Genomic DNA, 18,199 nt, shown 5'->3' on the forward strand with positions numbered 1-18,199 from the left:
TATAATCATTATATTCCAAAAATATTTTTATCAAATTGGTCTAATAACATATTTAAAATCATTAATTGCTCAGGCACACTATTTCTTGAAACATCTGGATGAATTTTAATATTATCATCTTTTAAATTTATAATACTAATATTTTCACCTGTAATCCTATTAGTTTGAGCAAAATATAGTGGCACATTCTCACTACAAATTATCACTTTTTTGCGCTTAGAACTATTTTCTAAGTTCTCATTAATACAAGGAACTAAATCATCTTTTCGAAGGTTTTTAAGAAAGCGCCTATCGTTATTTTCCAAATCCCCACCTATGTTTACAATTGGATCCACTGCCAGAGTTTTAAAGTCTAAAGCACTGCCGTGATAAATCGAACCAGCTCCTCCTTTTGAAACTCCATAAAAAACAATATTATCTTTTTTTATATTTAATTGTTGACTTAATTCAATTATAGCATCTCTAATATCTATTTCATAATTAGGATAATTAATAGTTTTAATATAATGAGATCCATGAGAAACGTTTAAGTCCATGATTCTCATTATATATACATTTTTCAGCAAATTTCTTTGTATACCATCAAAAAATTTGGGGAACATTCTATGCTGGACTAAAGAACTATCATAATGTTCCTTATCTGGCATACTAGTAAAAATAACAATTAATTTTTTGGACGTTTTAGGATTTACTTTGCGTCCTTCTGGTTTTTCCAGAGTATAAAAAACACCATTTTTTCTATATAAATCTTTCCTCAAAAATATATCTTTGAAACTTTCTCTTTTATAAAATTTAGAAATATTATCTTTATGTTGATAAAGTATATAATCATTTGATAATAATTCTTTATATTTTAGATAAGCAGTTCTTTCTTTTCTAGCTTTTTTTATCAAATTCTCACTACTGCCGGTATTTATCCAAATCTTTACCTGACACTCAAATTTTATATCATCATATAGCCCATAAATCATAATTAACTTCGTCCCCAATAATAAAATATTTTTATTTTCCATATAAGAATATCATATTTTCAATACTGTTATACTTAATTTTTAAAATGAATCTAATTAATTTAATTTTTATCGACTATTTCATTTATTCGTTTTGTTGTTTCAATAGTTTTTGATAAAAGTAATTGGCTACTACGATATCAACGATGGCTACGCCTACGGATTTGAAAATTGTAATTTCATCTTCTGATAGTCTGCCTTCTAATTTTGCAGAAACAATGTTCCCGAGTTCTCCGTATAAACCATCTGCTTTAAATACACCTTCTGCTACCGGGTTGATTAAGTCTCCTGTTTCTTCCATGGCCGCTTCTACGGCTTCTACAACAACCTTGTCTGCATCTGCAATGGTTTGAGATGGTAATTCTTGCATATCTGGTTTAAAGGAACCGACAGCATTTAAGTGAACGCCTGGCGCTAAACGCTTATGAAATACTGGTTCTGATGCATTGGTAGCAGTTACGATGACATCCGCGTCTTCTAAGGCTTCGTCGACATTATCAAACACTGCTAAATCTAGATTTGGATATTCACTTTCTACTTCTTCAGCAAAGGTCACAGCTTTTTCATACTTGCGATTGTAAAACTGTATACGATCAATTTGCCTTACAGCAAGGACTGCTTTAATAAGACCTTCCGCTTGATCTCCTGTGCCTATGACACATAATGTTTTAGCGTCTTCACGTGCAAGGTATTTCGTAGCAACACCTGATATCGCACCTGTACGTATCTTCGTTAAATAAGAGCCTTCGAGTACTGCTAGTGTTTCACCCGTTTCATAATCAGATAAAATAACAGATCCCACGATGGTTTTCTTACCGACTTTAGTATTATTTGGTGCCACGGTCACTGTCTTCAGTCCGACAATCTTCAATTCATCTGACAATGCCGGCATCACGAGATAACGGTTATCCTCGTTAAAAGGTAACGAATAGCGCAAAGGTGTATCAGTCTTGCCCTCTGAATATGCACGTAAAGATTCCGCTACTGCTTCAACAATTTCTGACATATCTAATAATTGTGCTTGTTCTTCTGCGCTTATAAAAAGCATAAAACACCTCTATTTCATATCATTTGTTTCAAGAATGTCGGTTTTCTTTTCAAATTTATTCTCAAATAGTATTAAGAGTCCAAATAAAATAACGATTATCAATAATATAAGCCACGCCAAACTATTTTTTATAAATAAAAAGTCAAAAAAGATTGCTGCCATCAGTACATAACCAATCATATCTTTAACGTATAAAATCCAATAGTCAGCTTTCACACTAATAAATGTGTTTATATTGTCATCTTGTGTTTGTATATCATATAAAGTCACTTTCAATCTACGAATTACAATAAAAATCAATATTAAAATCATAACTGCAGTAAGCATTTTATTATACAAACTATTTTCTAGTATTTCTGACATTGCAAGACAAGCAATGGTAAAAATAATAGATACCCAACTTGTATCATTTGCGTCTGGACCTTTCATCAGTAATTCACCCTCAAGTCATCAATATATTAAGTTATCTATAACGTAACATATTTTTATTGAAAATTATCACTGAATTAAGATTAAATATTATTTATATTTTTTTAATTATTGAACAGTATAACCACCATCTATTAAAATCGCTTGTCCGGTGACACTTTTAGCGCTGTCGCTACACAAGAATAATGCATAATCTGCGATATCTTTAATATCTAATAAACGTTTTTGTGGAATCAACGGATATAATACATCTTCTAACACTTGCTCTACCTCGACGCCTCTATCTTTAGCTAAATCTACCATTTGATTACGTACGAGTGGCGTATCTATGTAACCAGGACAAATCGCATTGACTGTAATGCCTTCCGACGCCGTTTCCAAAGCTGAGACTTTTGTTAAACCGATAATGCCATGTTTAGCGCTGTTATACGCTGCTTTTCCAGCAAAACCAATCACGCCATTAATTGAAGCCATATTTAAAATACGACCAAATTGTTGTTCTTTCATAATCGGCAATGCATATTTTGTACCAATAAAACTGCCAGTTAGCATGATATCAATCATTTGTCTGAACTTGTCAGTTGGGAATGATTCGATACTTTCAACATGTTGTAAGCCTGCGTTATTAAATAAAATGTCTAAACGACCATACTTTGCTACCGTTACATCTATCATATTCTTAACTGCTGCTTCGTCAGTGACATCTACTTGAACTGGCATGCAATCGTAACCTTGGTCTTTCAAATCATGTGTTTCCTGAGCTAATTTTTCATTGTTTAAATCAGCTAACACGACTTTAGCTCCATTTTCTAAAAATACTCTCGCAATCCCTAAACCGATGCCACTTGCTGCACCTGTAATAATGACTACTTTATCTTTGACCATTCTACACACCTACTTCAAATTATTTTCAAATTGTGCTTCTGTATTGGCTTCAACTTCTTCCAAAGTAACATCATCTTGTAATTCAACAAGCTTCATCACTCCGTTTTCAAATTGAAATACTGCTAAATCTGTAATTAATGTATTGACGACGCCAGCACCAGTGAGTGGTAATTCACATTGTGCTTTAATCTTAGATTCACCATGTTTATTCATGTGATCCATAATTACGACGACCTTTTGTGCGCCGACGACTAAATCCATCGCGCCACCCATACCTTTGACTAATTTACCTGGAATCATGTAATTGGCTAAATCTCCTGTTTGTGAGACTTCCATGCCACCAAGGATTGCTAAGTCGATATGTCCACCACGAATCATAGCGAAGGATTCCGCATTATCAAAATACGACGCACCTTTCGCAGCAGTTACTGTTTCTTTACCTGCATTGATTAAATCAGGATCCACTTCGGCGTCTGTTGGATAAGGTCCGATACCTAGCAATCCATTTTCAGATTGGAAAAAGACATTCTCTACATGGTCATTGATTTCATTCGCCACAAGCGTAGGCATACCGATACCTAAATTAATTACCATATCGCTTTTAATTTCTTGTGCGGCACGTTGAATAATCTTCTTACGTTGTAATTGTTTATCCATGATTAGCCTCCTTTACAGTGCGTTTCTCAATGCGTTTTTCAAAATGCTTTCCTAAATAAATATAGTCGATGTAAACGCCTGACATATGTACTTCATCCGGATCAATTTCGCCAACTTCAACTAATTCTTCAACTTCAACGACAGTCGTTGTGGCAGCCATTGCACATAATGGATTGAAATTACGCGCAGTTTTTTCAAAAACTAAGTTACCAAAGGTATCTGCTTTCTGTGCTTTTACAATACCTAAATCACCCTTAATCGCACGTTCCATGACATACGTTTCACCATCAAATTCACGCGTTTCTTTACCTTCAGCGATTAACGTACCGACACCTGTTTTCGTATAAAAAGCAGGTATACCTGCGCCACCTGAACGTAATTTCTCAGCTAATGTACCCTGTGGTGTTAATTCTACATCTAATTCACCATTAATTAATTGTTGTTCAAATATTTTATTTTCACCCACGTAGGAACTAATCATTTTATCAATTTGTTTTTTCTCTAATAAACGGCCTAAACCAAAATCATCTACACCACAGTTATTACTTACTACTGTTAAAGCTTTCGTACCCTTCATACGGATTGCTTCGATAGCATGTTCTGGTATGCCACATAACCCAAAGCCACCAGCAAGTACAGTCATGCCATCCTCTAATCCATCGAATGCTGTATGTATATCATTAATTACTTTCGACATAAATAAACCTCATTTCTATCTATTGTTTTAATACCTAGTACTAAAAACGATTATACTTGAAACTGCTAGTGAAGTCTTTTATTTATGTTTGCGGTTACATTAATTGTTAATTTAAAGCTTATAGTATTATAAATCAAAAAAAGTTGTCAGCACGTCGGCTGACAACTTTAAATCCCACATTTTTATTATTATGCTATCTCAATTTGGAAACGGCGTATTACTGTACCATCATCTAACGTGGATGGTTCGATTTCTTCGCCACCGTTGTGCTTAATTACTGCTACGGAAACTTCATTATCTTGATCACAAGTAATTAAAGCTTCTTGAACACCAATTCTTGATAAGTAGTCTAAAGATTTCTTCAACAACTTGTTGCCAAAACCTTTGCCACGGTATTTTTTGCGAATGCCGTAGCCAACATGGCCACCGACTTTTTTCAGTCTATCGTTTAAGTTATGACGAATATTGGCAGCACCGATGATTTCATCATCATCTATTAAAAACAATGTCGTATTATCTACAGTTTGATCGTGTGATTTGTTATCTGCTAATTCGTGAACTATTTCTTCAAAATTACTATATTTTGTAATATTTGTAATCTCGGGTACTACCTTTTCATCATGATCAATCCATTCTCTCATATAATCACAATATAATGCTTCGTCACCCATTGTTAATTCTCTAAATTCAACCATGTTGACACTCCTTCCTTTTAAGTTATTACTCATCTATGATTTCGTTGTGTGTATTTAAATAGTACACATAATGATCTGTCCATTCGCCATTCTCAAATATGAAACCTTTGCGCACACATTCAAATTGAAAGCCCACTTTTTCAATCAAACCAATTGAGGGCACATTATCTATATTGATATGTGCTTCAAGTCTGTGAAAATGCAGTGTATCTCGTGCTTGCTTAACTAATTCTGTCACTGCTTCATAAGCAAAGCCTTGATTCCAATACTGATTGTGAATAAAATAACCAATTTCAGCCCACTGAAAATTGTCGCGGCTCAAGTTCTTAATATCAAGCATGCCTAAATGATTCATCTCTTTATCAAAAATCCCAAAGATATATAAATCATCTGCTTCAATAGCTTGTTGTTGCCTTACTATAAGCGCTGCAAACCACGGTTCAGTCGATTCTGACATGTCTACTTGACCTTTATCATATTTAAATTGAGACGGCTTGCGGTTTACAAAACCACGCAACCATGTTTCGTAATCATTTTCTTCCAACGGTCTAATGATAAGGCGTTGTGTAGTAAAATGCAACCCTAAATTTTTCGTCATCTAAAATCCCCTTCATACCGCCATCTGTTATCTAAACTATAACATTTTTCACCATGAAAGCGTATCTTTCACTACGCTTTATACCTTAGTGCTTGTTCCGATATTAGCTCTATAGTTCGTTGTCTATTATTTTGATCATGATATTTGAAAAACATCGCACTTCTTCTTAAGTAAAACTTGCTCATTTTGAAGTTATTTTTTCTAACTTTAACAACTTCTTTTACTAATGAAGTTACATCATAAGTTACAGGACCAAACCCATTTTGTACATAGTTGAAATAGCCTGGAGTATAAACTGAATATGTATAAATTTCATCAATATCAAATTGATAATAAATGATTGGTTTTCTTAAATAAGCAATATCAAATGCGATAGACGATACATCTGTTATTAACAAGTTAGTGTTGCTAATGATATCTTTATAACTAAAGTGATTAGGGATGTTGATATATGTAATATGCTTAAAAAATTTCGAAAATCGGTCTTGCATTCTCGGATGTAAGCACAAATTAATTTTATTGTTTTTATGTTTGGCTATTTGTTGAATCTTAGGATGAGTTAAAAATGCATAAATGGATTTATAAAAATGACTTGCTACGAATTGTTTATCACTTACTTCAAGTAGATGAGGTCTCCAAGTAGGCATGACGGTTATCACTTGCTCAGTACTTTTTTTATTGTTACCTAATAAATCGAACCTAGATAATCCTGAAAGTATCACTTCTTGTTCACTAAAACCGTATTTTTCTATAATTTCTCTTTTCTCTGTTTCAGCACTTGTAATAAAATAATCTATTGGTTTGTTCCGTTTATGTAATAACGTAGATAAGTCATTCTGAATTACACCATGTTGTAAAAATATGAATTCAAAGTCTAAAAGCTCTCTGATAAATTTCCCATTGATGGCACCAAATGGATTAAACAGATATGCTTCTGAGTGTGATGTGAAAAGTTTGTTTGTTTTAAACATGAGTATATGGTGTCTTTTACTATTAAATGCGACAATCTTATCTCCATATTTTTCACGTAACTTTACAAAGTCTGGGCTAGAAGGATAAATAAGAAAATATGCTTTAACGTCAGGTTTGTTTTTTACCACAAAATCAAATAATGCTTCTGCGTTATCGCCTGCCTTATCTAATCTATCGACGAATAACCATACTTTGTCATTACTTCTTTTTTTATTAATAATGCCTATGATTTTATATATAGCTGACTTTCTCGTTTTTTTAGTTTTAAGTAGTCCAAGTATATTTTTCCATATAATAAACCGCTTCTTTTTGATATTGAGAATCTTCTTATTATCTTCAATTCTTAACGTTCTATTAGCATATTGTTTAAATGGAGTCCTCGTATTACTAAAATTCGTATGCCTTGTTTTACTGACTTGGTTAATCTTTTCTAAGCTGCTATGATTCACAAGATATTTTAATTCTATCTGCTTAATATCGTCATTTAAACTTATATCAAATCTGTAAAATTTATTATAACTGATGTTTTTATTCAAAAATTTTTGTGATGTTATTATCGATTCTTGAACAGGTCGAACAATTTCTTCTTTATTAATTATTGCTACTGGTATAACATCAATATTCATATTAATATTTGGTAAGCTATATCCGCATTTTAATAGTTTGTTTTTTTCATAAAGATATTCTGTCTTTAAATACATATCACTCACATTTTTAATAAAAATCTGGTTTGAATATATTTTATATTCTCCGTTTTCATGCTTTATATTTAAATTTGTCCCTTCATATTTCACTGATAAAATAGCGATTTGATACACAGCATTAATTTGCTTTAGATGGGCATTAGAGATTACGTCATCATCCATTCGTTTAAGTAACTGAATGATTTGGTTTGTATATTTTTCTAGTTGTTTACTGTTCAGAGTTGAAAGCGTAATATTTTGATAACTTAATCTATATTGTAAATCATATAAAATCATCATTTGTACGTACTTAGGAATATTATTGTCACGGTTGTCATTGATTAAGTAATTATGAAATTTTTCGATGGTTGGACTATAAAACGTTGGGTTAGATAATGCTTTATCTATAGCTGATGATTCGTCTCTTCTTTTTCTATACCAATAACAACCTTGCGTGTAACTCATTAAACCAATTTTAAAAGTTTGTTTAATGACATTGTAAACAAATTTAGCATCTTCACCATATTTTAATGAAGCATCAAAAGTTACACCTTTAATAGCTGACGTTCTAAAAAATACAGAAGCAACATTCATTTGAATATGATCATAATCTTGTTTTAAATCTACGACTTTATTTACTTTATTTTCATATTTAAAATTTAAGGGATGTTCTCCAACAATATTGTCAAAAAACCTTAACCTTGTAGAAATAACATTAAGCGTAGGATTCATTTCAAAATAATTATATACATGCTTTAAAGTTGTAAGTCCCCATTTGTCATCCGAATCAAGAAAGTTTACATATTTACCTCTTACATACTTTAACCCTGTATTTCTAGCGATAGAAACCCCTTCATTTTGTTTACTTATATAATAAATATTATTAGGATACCTATTTCTATATTTAGTTAATATAGCCTCTGAATTATCTGTCGATCCATCATTCACAAGAATAATCTGTATATCCTCTAAATTCATATTTTGTTTAATAATACTATCTAATGTTTCTTCAATGTATTGTTCTGTATTATATACAGGTATTACAATACTCATTTTAAAATCATATTTTTCATATAAAAGTTCATTTAAACTTATAATTTGAAAATCTTCAGTTTCAAATATAGCCAAGTCACTTAAATCTTTATATTTCAGTACGAGGTCAATACCATGACTGTTTTCAATATCAGCTTGTATCATAGATTTCATATGATAAGCTATAATAATTTTTTTATATTCATCTCTACAATGTGTTACGATTTCATCAACTTCATTCATTGATGAAAAACTACCATAAACCACTAATTTCTTCATATTTTAGCCGCTCCTGAAAATTCGACAATTGCTCCAATGTTTGATAATTGCACTTTAACAATTCATCATTAAGTAGAGCACAGTCTAATACAATATATTACAATTATATTAAGAAAAATATGTGTGGAGGTAAATATAAATTTATTAATATTTTTGTCTAAAAATCGACTCATTAATGCTAAAAGTATAGTTTTATTAATTATATTGAGAGTGATTCTTAAAAATTAATATTTAAAAGTACTTTTCTGTTATTAAAAAGACCATTAATCTATAGTGTAAAAATACCATTTTGTGGGTATATGAATAAGTGAAAGCATTGGATGAATTGTATTGTGCTTAGCCGTTTAGAATTACCTCTAGTAAAAAACACATCTCTTAACTATAAGATGACATGGGTTTGGTATCTTAAGGAGGTTGTTACTATGACTCATAATAGATCGAAAAAATTATTTCTGTTGTTTGGTGTACTGTCATGGTTATCAGTAATAATTTTATTCATTCTGCCAATCTTAGCACCCTATCAAAATTTTATTGAATCTGATACTGGTTTGGTGCTCGGTTGGATTATTGTACTACTTGCCTTTATCACTCTATTTTATGTGGCTATTGTCATACTAGATATATATAGCCCTATCGCAACACAAGTATTACAATTTGTACTGTTAACAGTAGTAATTATTTGTGCAGTACCGTCTATCACTGCGTTTATTCTGGCATCATTCGTTGTAGATATTAGTATAGTTGAAATATTTATTCCAATTGTACTTGTTATATTAGCAAGTATGCTTCATATCTTATGGTTCACAATTCCATTTATCCAAAATAAACAAGCACGTAAACGTTTAAAGTCTAAAGCAGGACTTTAAACAACAGTGAAAACCCTGCTCATTTTCACATAATTATGTTTAATAGCCATGTTGCTAAAAAGTATCATGGCTATTTTAGTTATGCACTATTTCTTCCCTTTTCTGGTCATAAAAAAACGGGAGTGAAAAAGAAATCAAAGTTTGATTTCATCTTCCAACTCCCATAATGGTTGAGTCTGAAACACGTGTTGATGTGTCAGACTCAAGTTTAAATCATTACTATTTAATTGTTCCTAGTTCTTTGCCTACTTTTTCATAAGCAGCTAGTGCTTGGTCTAACATTTCTTTCGTATGCGCAGCTGTTGGCATGTTACGCACACGTCCTGTGCCTTTAGGAACTGTTGGGAAGACAATAGACTTCACATAGATGCCTTCGTCTTTCAAACGACTACTGAACGCTTGTGTTTCCTTTTCATCGCCAATAATAACAGGTGTGATTGGTGTTTCTGAGTTACCAATATTAAATCCTAGATCTTTTAATCCAGCTTTTAAATAATTACCATTATCCCAAAGTTTATCGTGTAACTCTGTAGATGCCATTAATTTTTTCACTGATTCAGTGATTGCTTTCGTATCTCCAGGCGCTAATGATGTAGAGAATAAAAATGGTCTTGATTGTACTTTTAACCAATCAATTAATGATTGTGTTCCAGCTACATAACCACCTACAACACCAATCGCTTTTGATAACGTACCCATTTGGAAATCAATCTTGTCTTGTAAGCCAAAATGTTTTACTGTGCCTGCACCTTTACCCATCACGCCTGAACCATGTGCGTCATCAACATAAGTAATTAAGCCAAATTCTTCAGCGATTTCAACGATTTCTGGCAGTTTCGCAACATCACCGTCCATGCTGAATACACCATCAGTAATGTACATTACTTTATTATATTGACCCGATTCCACTGCTTCTTTTGCTTTTGCGCGTAAGTCTTCCATATCTGAGTGGTTTACACGAATAATTTTCGCTTTAGATAAACGACAGCCATCTATAATAGATGCGTGATTTAATTCATCTGAAAGTATCGCATCATGTTTATTCATAACAGCAGAAATTGCTGCCATATTACAGTTGAAACCTGATTGATACGCTACTGCTGCTTCTGTCCCTTTAAATTCAGCTAATTTTGCTTCTAATTCATCATGTAAATCTAATGTCCCATTAATCGAACGTACTGCACCCGCACCAACGCCATGTGTATCAATTGCATCTTTCGCAGCTTGCTTTAAATCTTCATCTGTTGCTAGTCCTAAATAATTGTTTGAAGATAAGTTAACGTAATTCTTTCCCTTGATATTAATTTCAGGCCCATTCGCACCTTCAATTGTATCGATTTCATTGTATAAACCGTTATCCTTTAAATACTGAATATTTTCATCTAAAAAGCCATGTAGTGATTGTACCACTGCAAGTCCCCCTTTGGATTGTCTTTGTGTTTAAGTTAATCATAACCTATTTTTAAAATACATGGAAGTAGAATAATAATCAAAAAGAAAGCGTTTTCTACAATTGAATTTGTCCGTTAATAATTGGTGGTACAGTTAAGTTATTTTAAATGGTATACTGGATAAAAATGACTAAGGAAGAAGGGTTGAAGTTGTTTGATTGGTTTCAACTAGCGCAAGAAAAAGAAAGTAAAATGATACAAGTACGTCGTTACTTACATCAATATCCCGAATTATCGTTCGAAGAATACCATACTCATGATTATATTCAAAATCAATTGAGTCAATTGTCATGTGAAATACGTACACCCGTAGGTCGCAATGGTATCGTTGCGACTTTTAAAGGTCGTGGCGACGGTCCCACTGTAGCATTACGTGCAGACTTCGATGCACTACCTATAGATGAACTTACAGAAGTCGATTACAAATCTAAAAATCCTGGTGCCATGCACGCATGTGGTCATGATGGTCACACCGCAACTTTATTAGGCGTGGCTGAAATTATAGAGCATCATCTACAATTTTTAAATGGTAACGTGGTGCTCATCTTCCAATATGGCGAAGAAGTAATGCCAGGTGGCTCTCAAGAAATGATAGACGATGGTTGTTTACAAGACGTAGACAAAATATACGCTAACCATTTATGGAGCGGTTATCCTACAGGTACGATTTATTCACGTGCTGGTGCAATGATGGCTTCACCAGATGAATTCAACATTACAATTCAAGGTAAAGGCGGACATGGTGCCAAACCACACGAAACCATTGATCCTGTAGTTATCATGGCTGAATTTATTATGAGTGCACAAAAAATCGTTTCAAGAACGATTGACCCTGTCAAACAGGCAGTGATAAGTTTTGGTATGGTCCAAGCAGGATCTGCAGATAATATCATCCCTGACACTGCATTTTGTAAAGGCACTGTACGTACATTCGATACAGAAGTTCAAACTCATGTTATGACTAAAATGGATAAACTCTTACAAGGGCTTGCTGTGGCAAACGACATCACATACACAATGGATTACATTAAGGGCTATCTACCTGTCCACAACAATCCAAATAGCTATGAAGTTGTTAAAAAAGCAGCAAACGATATTAACTTAAGATTCAACGAGTCAGAATTAATGATGATTGGTGAAGACTTCTCTCATTACTTAAAAGTCCGTCCAGGTGCTTTATTCCTAACAGGATGCGGTAATCCAGAAAAAGATACAACACACCCACATCACAGTCCAAACTTCAATATTGATGAAAAAGCAATGAAATACACCGTTAGCCAATTCCTCAAAATTCTAGAACTCGAAAATGTGATTGTTAAAACCACTTCGTAATTTTATTACGTTAGTGGTTTTTATGCATGAGCTTTAGCTCAGGTAATCCCTTATCACTTAGGAATGAAATGAGTTAGTGGCGCTTATGCATGCGTGTCAACGCAGGCGTTCCTCTCCCACTTCGTAATTTTATTACGTTAGTGGTTTTTATGCATAAAGACTTACTTTCCAATTCATTTGGATTAGTAAGTCTTACGCATATGCTTCAGCATATGTGATCTACTACAACAGCTCAGACGTCCTATTATTACTTATATGAAATATTGACTATGTAATAACTTTTCTATCTACCTATATAAACAAGCACAATGTCATTTTGGCATTGTGCTTGTTTGTTTTCATTATTATTTTTATTTTCATTAATTCAATTATACTATTTGCTTAAAACTGCAGTTATTTGCTCCCACACCTACGGGAAGACTACAAGATGAAGACTACAAGCTAGAGCGATGTCCGCGTATATAATGATAAAAAGTGCTAAAGACAATTATATTAAGAAGCCCTAATCCCTTGTTGTAATAAGGGCTTCTATATAAAAAAAGAGCCTCCATAAAGGAGGCTCCTAAAATATCTATCAAAGATAGAAATTATTTATTATTTAATAATTGAAGTTACAACGCCTGATCCAACAGTACGTCCACCTTCACGGATAGAGAAACGAGTACCATCTTCGATAGCGATTGGTGAAATCAATTCAACTTGCATTTCAACGTTATCGCCAGGCATAACCATTTCAGTACCTTCTGGTAAAGTAACAACGCCTGTTACGTCAGTAGTACGGAAATAGAATTGCGGACGGTAGTTAGTGAAGAATGGAGTATGACGTCCACCTTCTTCTTTTGATAAAACATAAACGTCTGCTTTGAAGTTAGTATGCGGTGTAATAGTACCAGGCGCAGCTAAAACTTGTCCACGAGAGATGTCATCACGTGATACACCACGTAATAAAGCACCAATGTTGTCGCCAGCTTCAGCGTAGTCTAGTAATTTACGGAACATTTCAACACCTGTAACAGTTGTCTTAGTTGATTCCTCTTGCATACCGATGATTTCAATTTCAGCACCGACTTTGATTTGACCACGTTCAACACGGCCTGTAGCAACAGTACCACGACCAGTGATTGAGAATACGTCCTCAACTGGCATCATGAATGGTTTGTCAGAATCACGTTCTGGTGTTGGGATAAATTCATCAACAGCGTCCATTAATTCTAAAATTTTGTTTTCATATTCTTCAACGCCTTCAAGCGCTTTTAATGCTGAACCAGCGATTACAGGAACATCGTCGCCAGGGAAGTCATATTCGCTTAATAAGTCACGAACTTCCATTTCAACTAATTCTAGTAATTCTTCATCGTCAACCATGTCAACTTTGTTTAAGAATACAACTAATGCTGGAACACCAACGTTACGTGATAACAAGATATGTTCACGAGTTTGAGGCATTGGACCATCAGCAGCAGATACTACTAAGATACCGCCGTCCATTTGAGCAGCACCAGTGATCATGTTTTTCACATAGTCAGCGTGACCTGGGCAGTCAACGTGAGCATAGTGACGTTTTTCAGTTTGGTACTCAATGTGAGAAGTATTAATTGTAATACCACGTTCTTTTTCTTCTGGAGCGTTATCAATCATGTCATATGATTGAGCTACAGCGTCACCATTTTTTGCTAATACAGTTGCAATTGCAGCTGTTAAAGTAGTTTTACCATGGTCAACGTGTCCGATAGTACCAATATTGGCATGGGTTTTTGAGCGGTCGAATTTTTCTTTAGCCATTATAAAATCTCTCCTATTCGTTAGAAAATTAATTTTTAAAATTTATCTCTCATGACAGTTACTCACTGTCACGAGAAGAATATTTGTTACTTGTAATAAAGGACTATATAGTACCTTTATAATGCATTTCAGCTAAAAAATCAATTGATAAAACTGTAAGCTACATAATTAAGCTTTACATGTAATTAACAGCTAGACTGTTATCTTACAAAATAAATTTAATTACTCTGCTGAATTACCACTGTTTTTCTTGATAATTGCTTCAGCAACTGATTTTGGAACTTCTGCATAGTGGTCAAAGTACATAGTATACGTACCGCGACCTTGAGTGTTAGAACGTAATGATGTTGCATAACCGAACATTTCTGAAAGTGGTACAAAAGCGTTAACAACTTGTGCATTACCACGAGGTTCCATACCATCAACACGTCCACGACGAGATGTTACGTCACCCATGATGTCACCCATGTACTCTTCAGGCATTTCGATTGTTACTTTCATCATTGGTTCTAAGATAACTGGATCACATTTTTTAGCAGCTTCTTTAAGCGCTAATGATGCAGCAATTTTGAAGGCCATTTCTGATGAATCGACATCATGGTATGAACCGTCATATAATTTAGCTTTAACATCAATTAAAGGATAACCAGCTAATACACCGTTTTCCATTGAATCTTTAAGTCCTGCTTCAACTGATGGAATGTATTCACGAGGAACTACACCACCAACGATAGCGTTTTCGAATTCAAAACCGCCACCAGTTTCGTTAGGCGCGAATTCAATCTTAACGTCACCATATTGACCACGACCACCAGATTGACGAGCGAATTTACCTTGAACTTGAGCTGATTGCTTAAATGTTTCACGGTATGAAACCATTGGAGCACCAACGTTACATTCAACGTTAAATTCTTTCTTCATACGGTCTACTAAGATATCTAAGTGAAGTTCACCCATACCACCAATGATAACTTGTCCAGTTTCATCGTCTGTGTGTGCATGGAATGTTGGATCTTCTTCTTGTAACTTAACTAAAGCTGTAGTCATCTTGTCTTGGTCAGCTTTAGATTTTGGTTCAACAGATAAGTGAATAACAGGTTCTGGGAAATCCATAGATTCCAAGATAATGTCATTCTTCTCACCACATAAAGTATCACCAGTAGCAGTATCTTTAAGACCTACCGCAGCAGCGATATCTCCTGAGTATACTGTGTCAAGCTCTTGACGAGAGTTAGCGTGCATTTGTAGTAAACGACCTACACGTTCACGTTTACCTTTCGTAGAGTTCTTAACGTATGAACCAGATGAAAGATGTCCTGAATAAACACGGAAGAATGTTAACTTACCAACATAAGGGTCAGTCATTACTTTGAACGCTAAAGCAGCGAACTCAGCATCGTCATCAGCTTTTGCGATAACTTCTTCTTCTGGCTCATCAGCACGGTGTCCAACAATTGGTTTAACGTCTAATGGTGATGGTAGGTAATCAATTACTGCGTCAAGCAATAACTGAACACCTTTGTTTTTGAACGCTGTACCAACAAGAACTGGATAAAATTCAATATCATTAGTTGCTTGGCGGATAGCATCTTTTAATTCAGCGACACTGATTGCTTCGTCAGCTAAATATTTTTCCATTAATTCATCATTACTTTCAGCTACTGCTTCAATTAATGCTGAACGAGCTTCGTCAGCTCTTTCTTTATGATCCTCAGGAATTTCAATTTCCTCAATTTCAGTTCCTTCGTTATTGTTATATTTGAAACATTTCATTTCAACTAAGTCAATGATTGCTTCAAATTGATCTTCAGCACCAATTGGTAATTGAATTGGTTGTGCATTAGCTTGTAAACGGTCATGAATAGTGCTAACTGCATATTCAAAGTTAGCTCCCATTTTGTCCATTTTGTTTACGAAGACAATACGAGGTACACTATAGTTTGTTGCTTGACGCCAAACTGTTTCAGTTTGCGGCTCAACACCTGATTGTGCATCAAGTACTGTTACTGCGCCATCAAGTACACGTAATGAACGTTCAACTTCAACAGTGAAGTCTACGTGTCCTGGTGTATCGATGATATTTACACGGTGATCAGCCCATTCTGCTGTTGTTGCAGCAGAAGTGATTGTGATACCACGATCTTGTTCCTGTTCCATCCAGTCCATTTGTGAAGCTCCTTCATGAGTTTCACCAATTTTGTGGATACGTCCAGTATAGTAAAGAATACGTTCTGTCGTAGTTGTTTTACCAGCATCGATGTGAGCCATGATACCGATATTACGAGTTCTGTCTAAACTAAAATCTCTAGCCATGTATTTTTCTCCTTCCAGTATAACTGCGAATAAATACTATAAATATGGCGATGCCCTAAGCACACGCCTTAGATAGTAAACTATCAATGTGGAACATGCTCAGGGATAAAGCTACTATCCTACCAACGATAGTGAGCGAAGGCTTTGTTAGCTTCAGCCATTTTGTGAGTGTCTTCACGTTTCTTAACTGCGCCACCTGTATTGTTGGCTGCATCTAAGATTTCGTTAGCTAAACGCTCTTCCATAGTTTTTTCACCACGGTGACGCGAATAATTAACTAACCAACGAAGTCCTAAAGTCGTACGACGTTCTGGACGAACTTCAACTGGTACTTGATAGTTAGAACCACCTACACGGCGAGCTTTAACTTCTAATACTGGCATGATGTTGTCGATAGCTTCATCGAAAACTTCAACAGCTTCACGACCACTACGTTCTTGAACTAAGTCGAAAGCAGAATAAAGAATTCTTTGAGCTGTCCCACGTTTACCATCTAACATGATTTTGTTGATTAATTTTGTAACTAATTTTGAATTGTGGATTGGATCCGGTAATACGTCTCTTTTTGGTACTGATCCTTTACGAGGCATAATGTAAATCCTCCCTTCCTATTATAGTATAATTTTTAATTTTATAGCGAAAATTTACGCAATCTTAAACTTATTTTTTAGGTTTTTTAGCTCCGTATTTTGAACGACTCTTTCTACGTCCATCTACGCCTGAAGTATCAAGCGCACCACGTACAACGTGATAACGTACACCAGGTAAATCTTTTACACGTCCACCACGTACAAGTACAACACTGTGTTCTTGTAAGTTATGTCCGATACCAGGGATATACGCATTAATTTCGATACTGTTTGACAAACGTACACGGGCATATTTACGTAACGCGGAGTTAGGTTTTTTAGGAGCCATAGTACCTACACGAGTACAAACACCACGTTTTTGTGGAGAGTTTAAACTAGTGTATTTTTTCTTTTTGCTGTTAAAGTTTCTGTTCAAAGCTGGTGAACCGTATGTTTTCGATTTGCTTTGTCTAGGTTTGCGTACCAATTGATTAATAGTTGGCATTGAATGTTTCCTCCTCTCATCATTTATAATCCCACACATCCAGGTGGTTCATTTCAAGGGCAAATAAAATTTAGTAAGAATAATTCTTACTAATCTCATTTTAATAACGCAACAATTGTTGCATTAACGTTAATACCTACATATTCTCCTAAAGCTTGTTTGCTTTTGAAAAATGAAACAGGTATCTGTTTATGATTGATTTGACTTAACACGCGAGTCAGTAAATGAACTTCAACGTCTTCAGCAATAATCAATGATGTAACTTGGTTCTTATCCAAAGCCTTAAGCGTTTGTTTAAGTCCAATAACATGATGTTGTTTGTTAAAGCGTGCAACTTTTTCATTAGACATTAAAATATCCTCCAAAGTTCTGCTTGCATCAACCTTAATAATAATA

17 protein-coding genes are annotated in these 18,199 nt (G+C 34.4%); 2 read left to right on the forward strand and 15 right to left on the reverse strand.

Annotated elements, in window-relative coordinates:
• Nucleotides 1-8 precede the first annotated feature (8 nt).
• The 9 genes from AAA453_RS13665 to AAA453_RS13705 all read right to left on the reverse strand — a co-directional run bounded on the left by AAA453_RS13665 (nt 9) and on the right by AAA453_RS13705 (nt 8,985).
• Nucleotides 9-1,013, reverse strand: coding sequence for an accessory Sec system protein Asp2 (locus AAA453_RS13665; RefSeq protein ID WP_081333678.1), 1,005 nt, complete (start codon nt 1,011-1,013; stop codon nt 9-11).
• A gap of 82 nt (nt 1,014-1,095) precedes the next feature.
• A complete protein-coding gene (locus AAA453_RS13670) occupies nt 1,096-2,058 on the reverse strand; it encodes an ornithine cyclodeaminase family protein (protein ID WP_069821066.1) in 963 nt (320 codons plus the stop codon).
• Nucleotides 2,059-2,067: 9 nt separating this feature from the next.
• Nucleotides 2,068-2,487, reverse strand: a complete 420-nt coding sequence (locus tag AAA453_RS13675) for a hypothetical protein (protein WP_069821067.1) — start codon at nt 2,485-2,487, stop codon at nt 2,068-2,070.
• A gap of 108 nt (nt 2,488-2,595) precedes the next feature.
• Nucleotides 2,596-3,372: a 3-hydroxybutyrate dehydrogenase gene (locus AAA453_RS13680; RefSeq protein ID WP_069821068.1), complete on the reverse strand. Its 777-nt coding sequence runs from the start codon at nt 3,370-3,372 to the stop codon at nt 2,596-2,598.
• A 9-nt stretch (nt 3,373-3,381) separates the two neighbouring features.
• The gene (locus tag AAA453_RS13685) at nt 3,382-4,029 is read right to left on the reverse strand and encodes a 3-oxoacid CoA-transferase subunit B (protein WP_069821069.1); all 648 of its coding nucleotides are present in this window, start codon (nt 4,027-4,029) and stop codon (nt 3,382-3,384) included.
• On the reverse strand, nt 4,022-4,726 hold the full coding sequence (locus tag AAA453_RS13690) for a CoA transferase subunit A (protein ID WP_427705460.1): 705 nt from the start codon (nt 4,724-4,726) through the stop codon (nt 4,022-4,024). The genes AAA453_RS13685 and AAA453_RS13690 overlap by 8 nt, the downstream gene beginning before the upstream one ends.
• Nucleotides 4,727-4,914: 188 nt before the next feature.
• Complete coding sequence (locus AAA453_RS13695) at nt 4,915-5,421, reverse strand: GNAT family N-acetyltransferase (protein WP_056935259.1); 507 nt, start codon at nt 5,419-5,421, stop codon at nt 4,915-4,917.
• A gap of 25 nt (nt 5,422-5,446) precedes the next feature.
• Complete coding sequence (locus tag AAA453_RS13700) at nt 5,447-6,019, reverse strand: GNAT family N-acetyltransferase (protein WP_064783197.1); 573 nt, start codon at nt 6,017-6,019, stop codon at nt 5,447-5,449.
• A 71-nt stretch (nt 6,020-6,090) separates the two neighbouring features.
• Nucleotides 6,091-8,985, reverse strand: coding sequence for a bifunctional glycosyltransferase/CDP-glycerol:glycerophosphate glycerophosphotransferase (locus AAA453_RS13705; protein WP_427705462.1), 2,895 nt, complete (start codon nt 8,983-8,985; stop codon nt 6,091-6,093).
• Nucleotides 8,986-9,407: 422 nt separating this feature from the next.
• On the opposite strand from AAA453_RS13705, the gene AAA453_RS13710 reads away from it, so the two are divergent.
• Entirely contained in the window at nt 9,408-9,851 is a 444-nt protein-coding gene (locus AAA453_RS13710; protein WP_427705464.1) for a hypothetical protein, read from the forward strand.
• A gap of 219 nt (nt 9,852-10,070) precedes the next feature.
• Here the strand turns inward: AAA453_RS13710 and AAA453_RS13715 are convergent, their stop codons facing one another.
• Nucleotides 10,071-11,261, reverse strand: a complete 1,191-nt coding sequence (locus tag AAA453_RS13715) for a glycine C-acetyltransferase (protein ID WP_002508561.1) — start codon at nt 11,259-11,261, stop codon at nt 10,071-10,073.
• A 191-nt stretch (nt 11,262-11,452) separates the two neighbouring features.
• Here AAA453_RS13715 and AAA453_RS13720 point away from each other — a divergent pair, with 191 nt between their 5' ends.
• Nucleotides 11,453-12,634 carry a M20 family metallopeptidase gene (locus AAA453_RS13720; RefSeq protein ID WP_037539624.1) on the forward strand — a complete coding sequence of 394 codons (1,182 nt, stop codon included), beginning with the start codon at nt 11,453-11,455 and terminating at the stop codon, nt 12,632-12,634.
• A 594-nt stretch (nt 12,635-13,228) separates the two neighbouring features.
• Here the strand turns inward: AAA453_RS13720 and tuf are convergent.
• The 5 genes from tuf to AAA453_RS13745 all read right to left on the reverse strand — a co-directional run bounded on the left by tuf (nt 13,229) and on the right by AAA453_RS13745 (nt 18,153).
• Complete coding sequence (gene tuf / locus AAA453_RS13725; protein ID WP_069833279.1) at nt 13,229-14,416, reverse strand: elongation factor Tu; 1,188 nt, start codon at nt 14,414-14,416, stop codon at nt 13,229-13,231.
• Between the two features lie 222 nt (nt 14,417-14,638).
• Nucleotides 14,639-16,729, reverse strand: a complete 2,091-nt coding sequence (gene fusA / locus AAA453_RS13730) for an elongation factor G (protein WP_427705466.1) — start codon at nt 16,727-16,729, stop codon at nt 14,639-14,641.
• 119 nt (nt 16,730-16,848) lie between these two features.
• Nucleotides 16,849-17,319, reverse strand: a complete 471-nt coding sequence (gene rpsG, locus AAA453_RS13735) for a 30S ribosomal protein S7 (RefSeq protein WP_002508565.1) — start codon at nt 17,317-17,319, stop codon at nt 16,849-16,851.
• Between the two features lie 70 nt (nt 17,320-17,389).
• Nucleotides 17,390-17,803: a 30S ribosomal protein S12 gene (gene rpsL, locus AAA453_RS13740; RefSeq protein ID WP_002508566.1), complete on the reverse strand. Its 414-nt coding sequence runs from the start codon at nt 17,801-17,803 to the stop codon at nt 17,390-17,392.
• Between the two features lie 95 nt (nt 17,804-17,898).
• A complete protein-coding gene (locus AAA453_RS13745; protein ID WP_002508567.1) occupies nt 17,899-18,153 on the reverse strand; it encodes a ribosomal L7Ae/L30e/S12e/Gadd45 family protein in 255 nt (84 codons plus the stop codon).
• Between the last annotated feature and the right edge of the window lie 46 nt (nt 18,154-18,199).

Source organism: Staphylococcus parequorum (assembly GCF_039237145.1).
GTDB classification, from domain to species: Bacteria; Bacillota; Bacilli; order Staphylococcales; family Staphylococcaceae; genus Staphylococcus; species Staphylococcus equorum_A.

Coding starts and splice junctions, on each gene's coding strand:
- AAA453_RS13665 (WP_081333678.1), bottom strand. CDS start 1,013: ATGGAAAATAAAAATATTTTATTATTGGGGACGAAGTTAATTATGATT.
- AAA453_RS13670 (WP_069821066.1), bottom strand. CDS start 2,058: ATGCTTTTTATAAGCGCAGAAGAACAAGCACAATTATTAGATATGTCA.
- AAA453_RS13675 (WP_069821067.1), bottom strand. CDS start 2,487: ATGAAAGGTCCAGACGCAAATGATACAAGTTGGGTATCTATTATTTTT.
- AAA453_RS13680 (WP_069821068.1), bottom strand. CDS start 3,372: ATGGTCAAAGATAAAGTAGTCATTATTACAGGTGCAGCAAGTGGCATC.
- AAA453_RS13685 (WP_069821069.1), bottom strand. CDS start 4,029: ATGGATAAACAATTACAACGTAAGAAGATTATTCAACGTGCCGCACAA.
- AAA453_RS13690 (WP_427705460.1), bottom strand. CDS start 4,726: ATGTCGAAAGTAATTAATGATATACATACAGCATTCGATGGATTAGAG.
- AAA453_RS13695 (WP_056935259.1), bottom strand. CDS start 5,421: ATGGTTGAATTTAGAGAATTAACAATGGGTGACGAAGCATTATATTGT.
- AAA453_RS13700 (WP_064783197.1), bottom strand. CDS start 6,019: ATGACGAAAAATTTAGGGTTGCATTTTACTACACAACGCCTTATCATT.
- AAA453_RS13705 (WP_427705462.1), bottom strand. CDS start 8,985: ATGAAGAAATTAGTGGTTTATGGTAGTTTTTCATCAATGAATGAAGTT.
- AAA453_RS13710 (WP_427705464.1), top strand. CDS start 9,408: ATGACTCATAATAGATCGAAAAAATTATTTCTGTTGTTTGGTGTACTG.
- tuf (WP_069833279.1), bottom strand. CDS start 14,416: ATGGCTAAAGAAAAATTCGACCGCTCAAAAACCCATGCCAATATTGGT.
- fusA (WP_427705466.1), bottom strand. CDS start 16,729: ATGGCTAGAGATTTTAGTTTAGACAGAACTCGTAATATCGGTATCATG.
- rpsG (WP_002508565.1), bottom strand. CDS start 17,319: ATGCCTCGTAAAGGATCAGTACCAAAAAGAGACGTATTACCGGATCCA.
- rpsL (WP_002508566.1), bottom strand. CDS start 17,803: ATGCCAACTATTAATCAATTGGTACGCAAACCTAGACAAAGCAAATCG.
- AAA453_RS13745 (WP_002508567.1), bottom strand. CDS start 18,153: ATGTCTAATGAAAAAGTTGCACGCTTTAACAAACAACATCATGTTATT.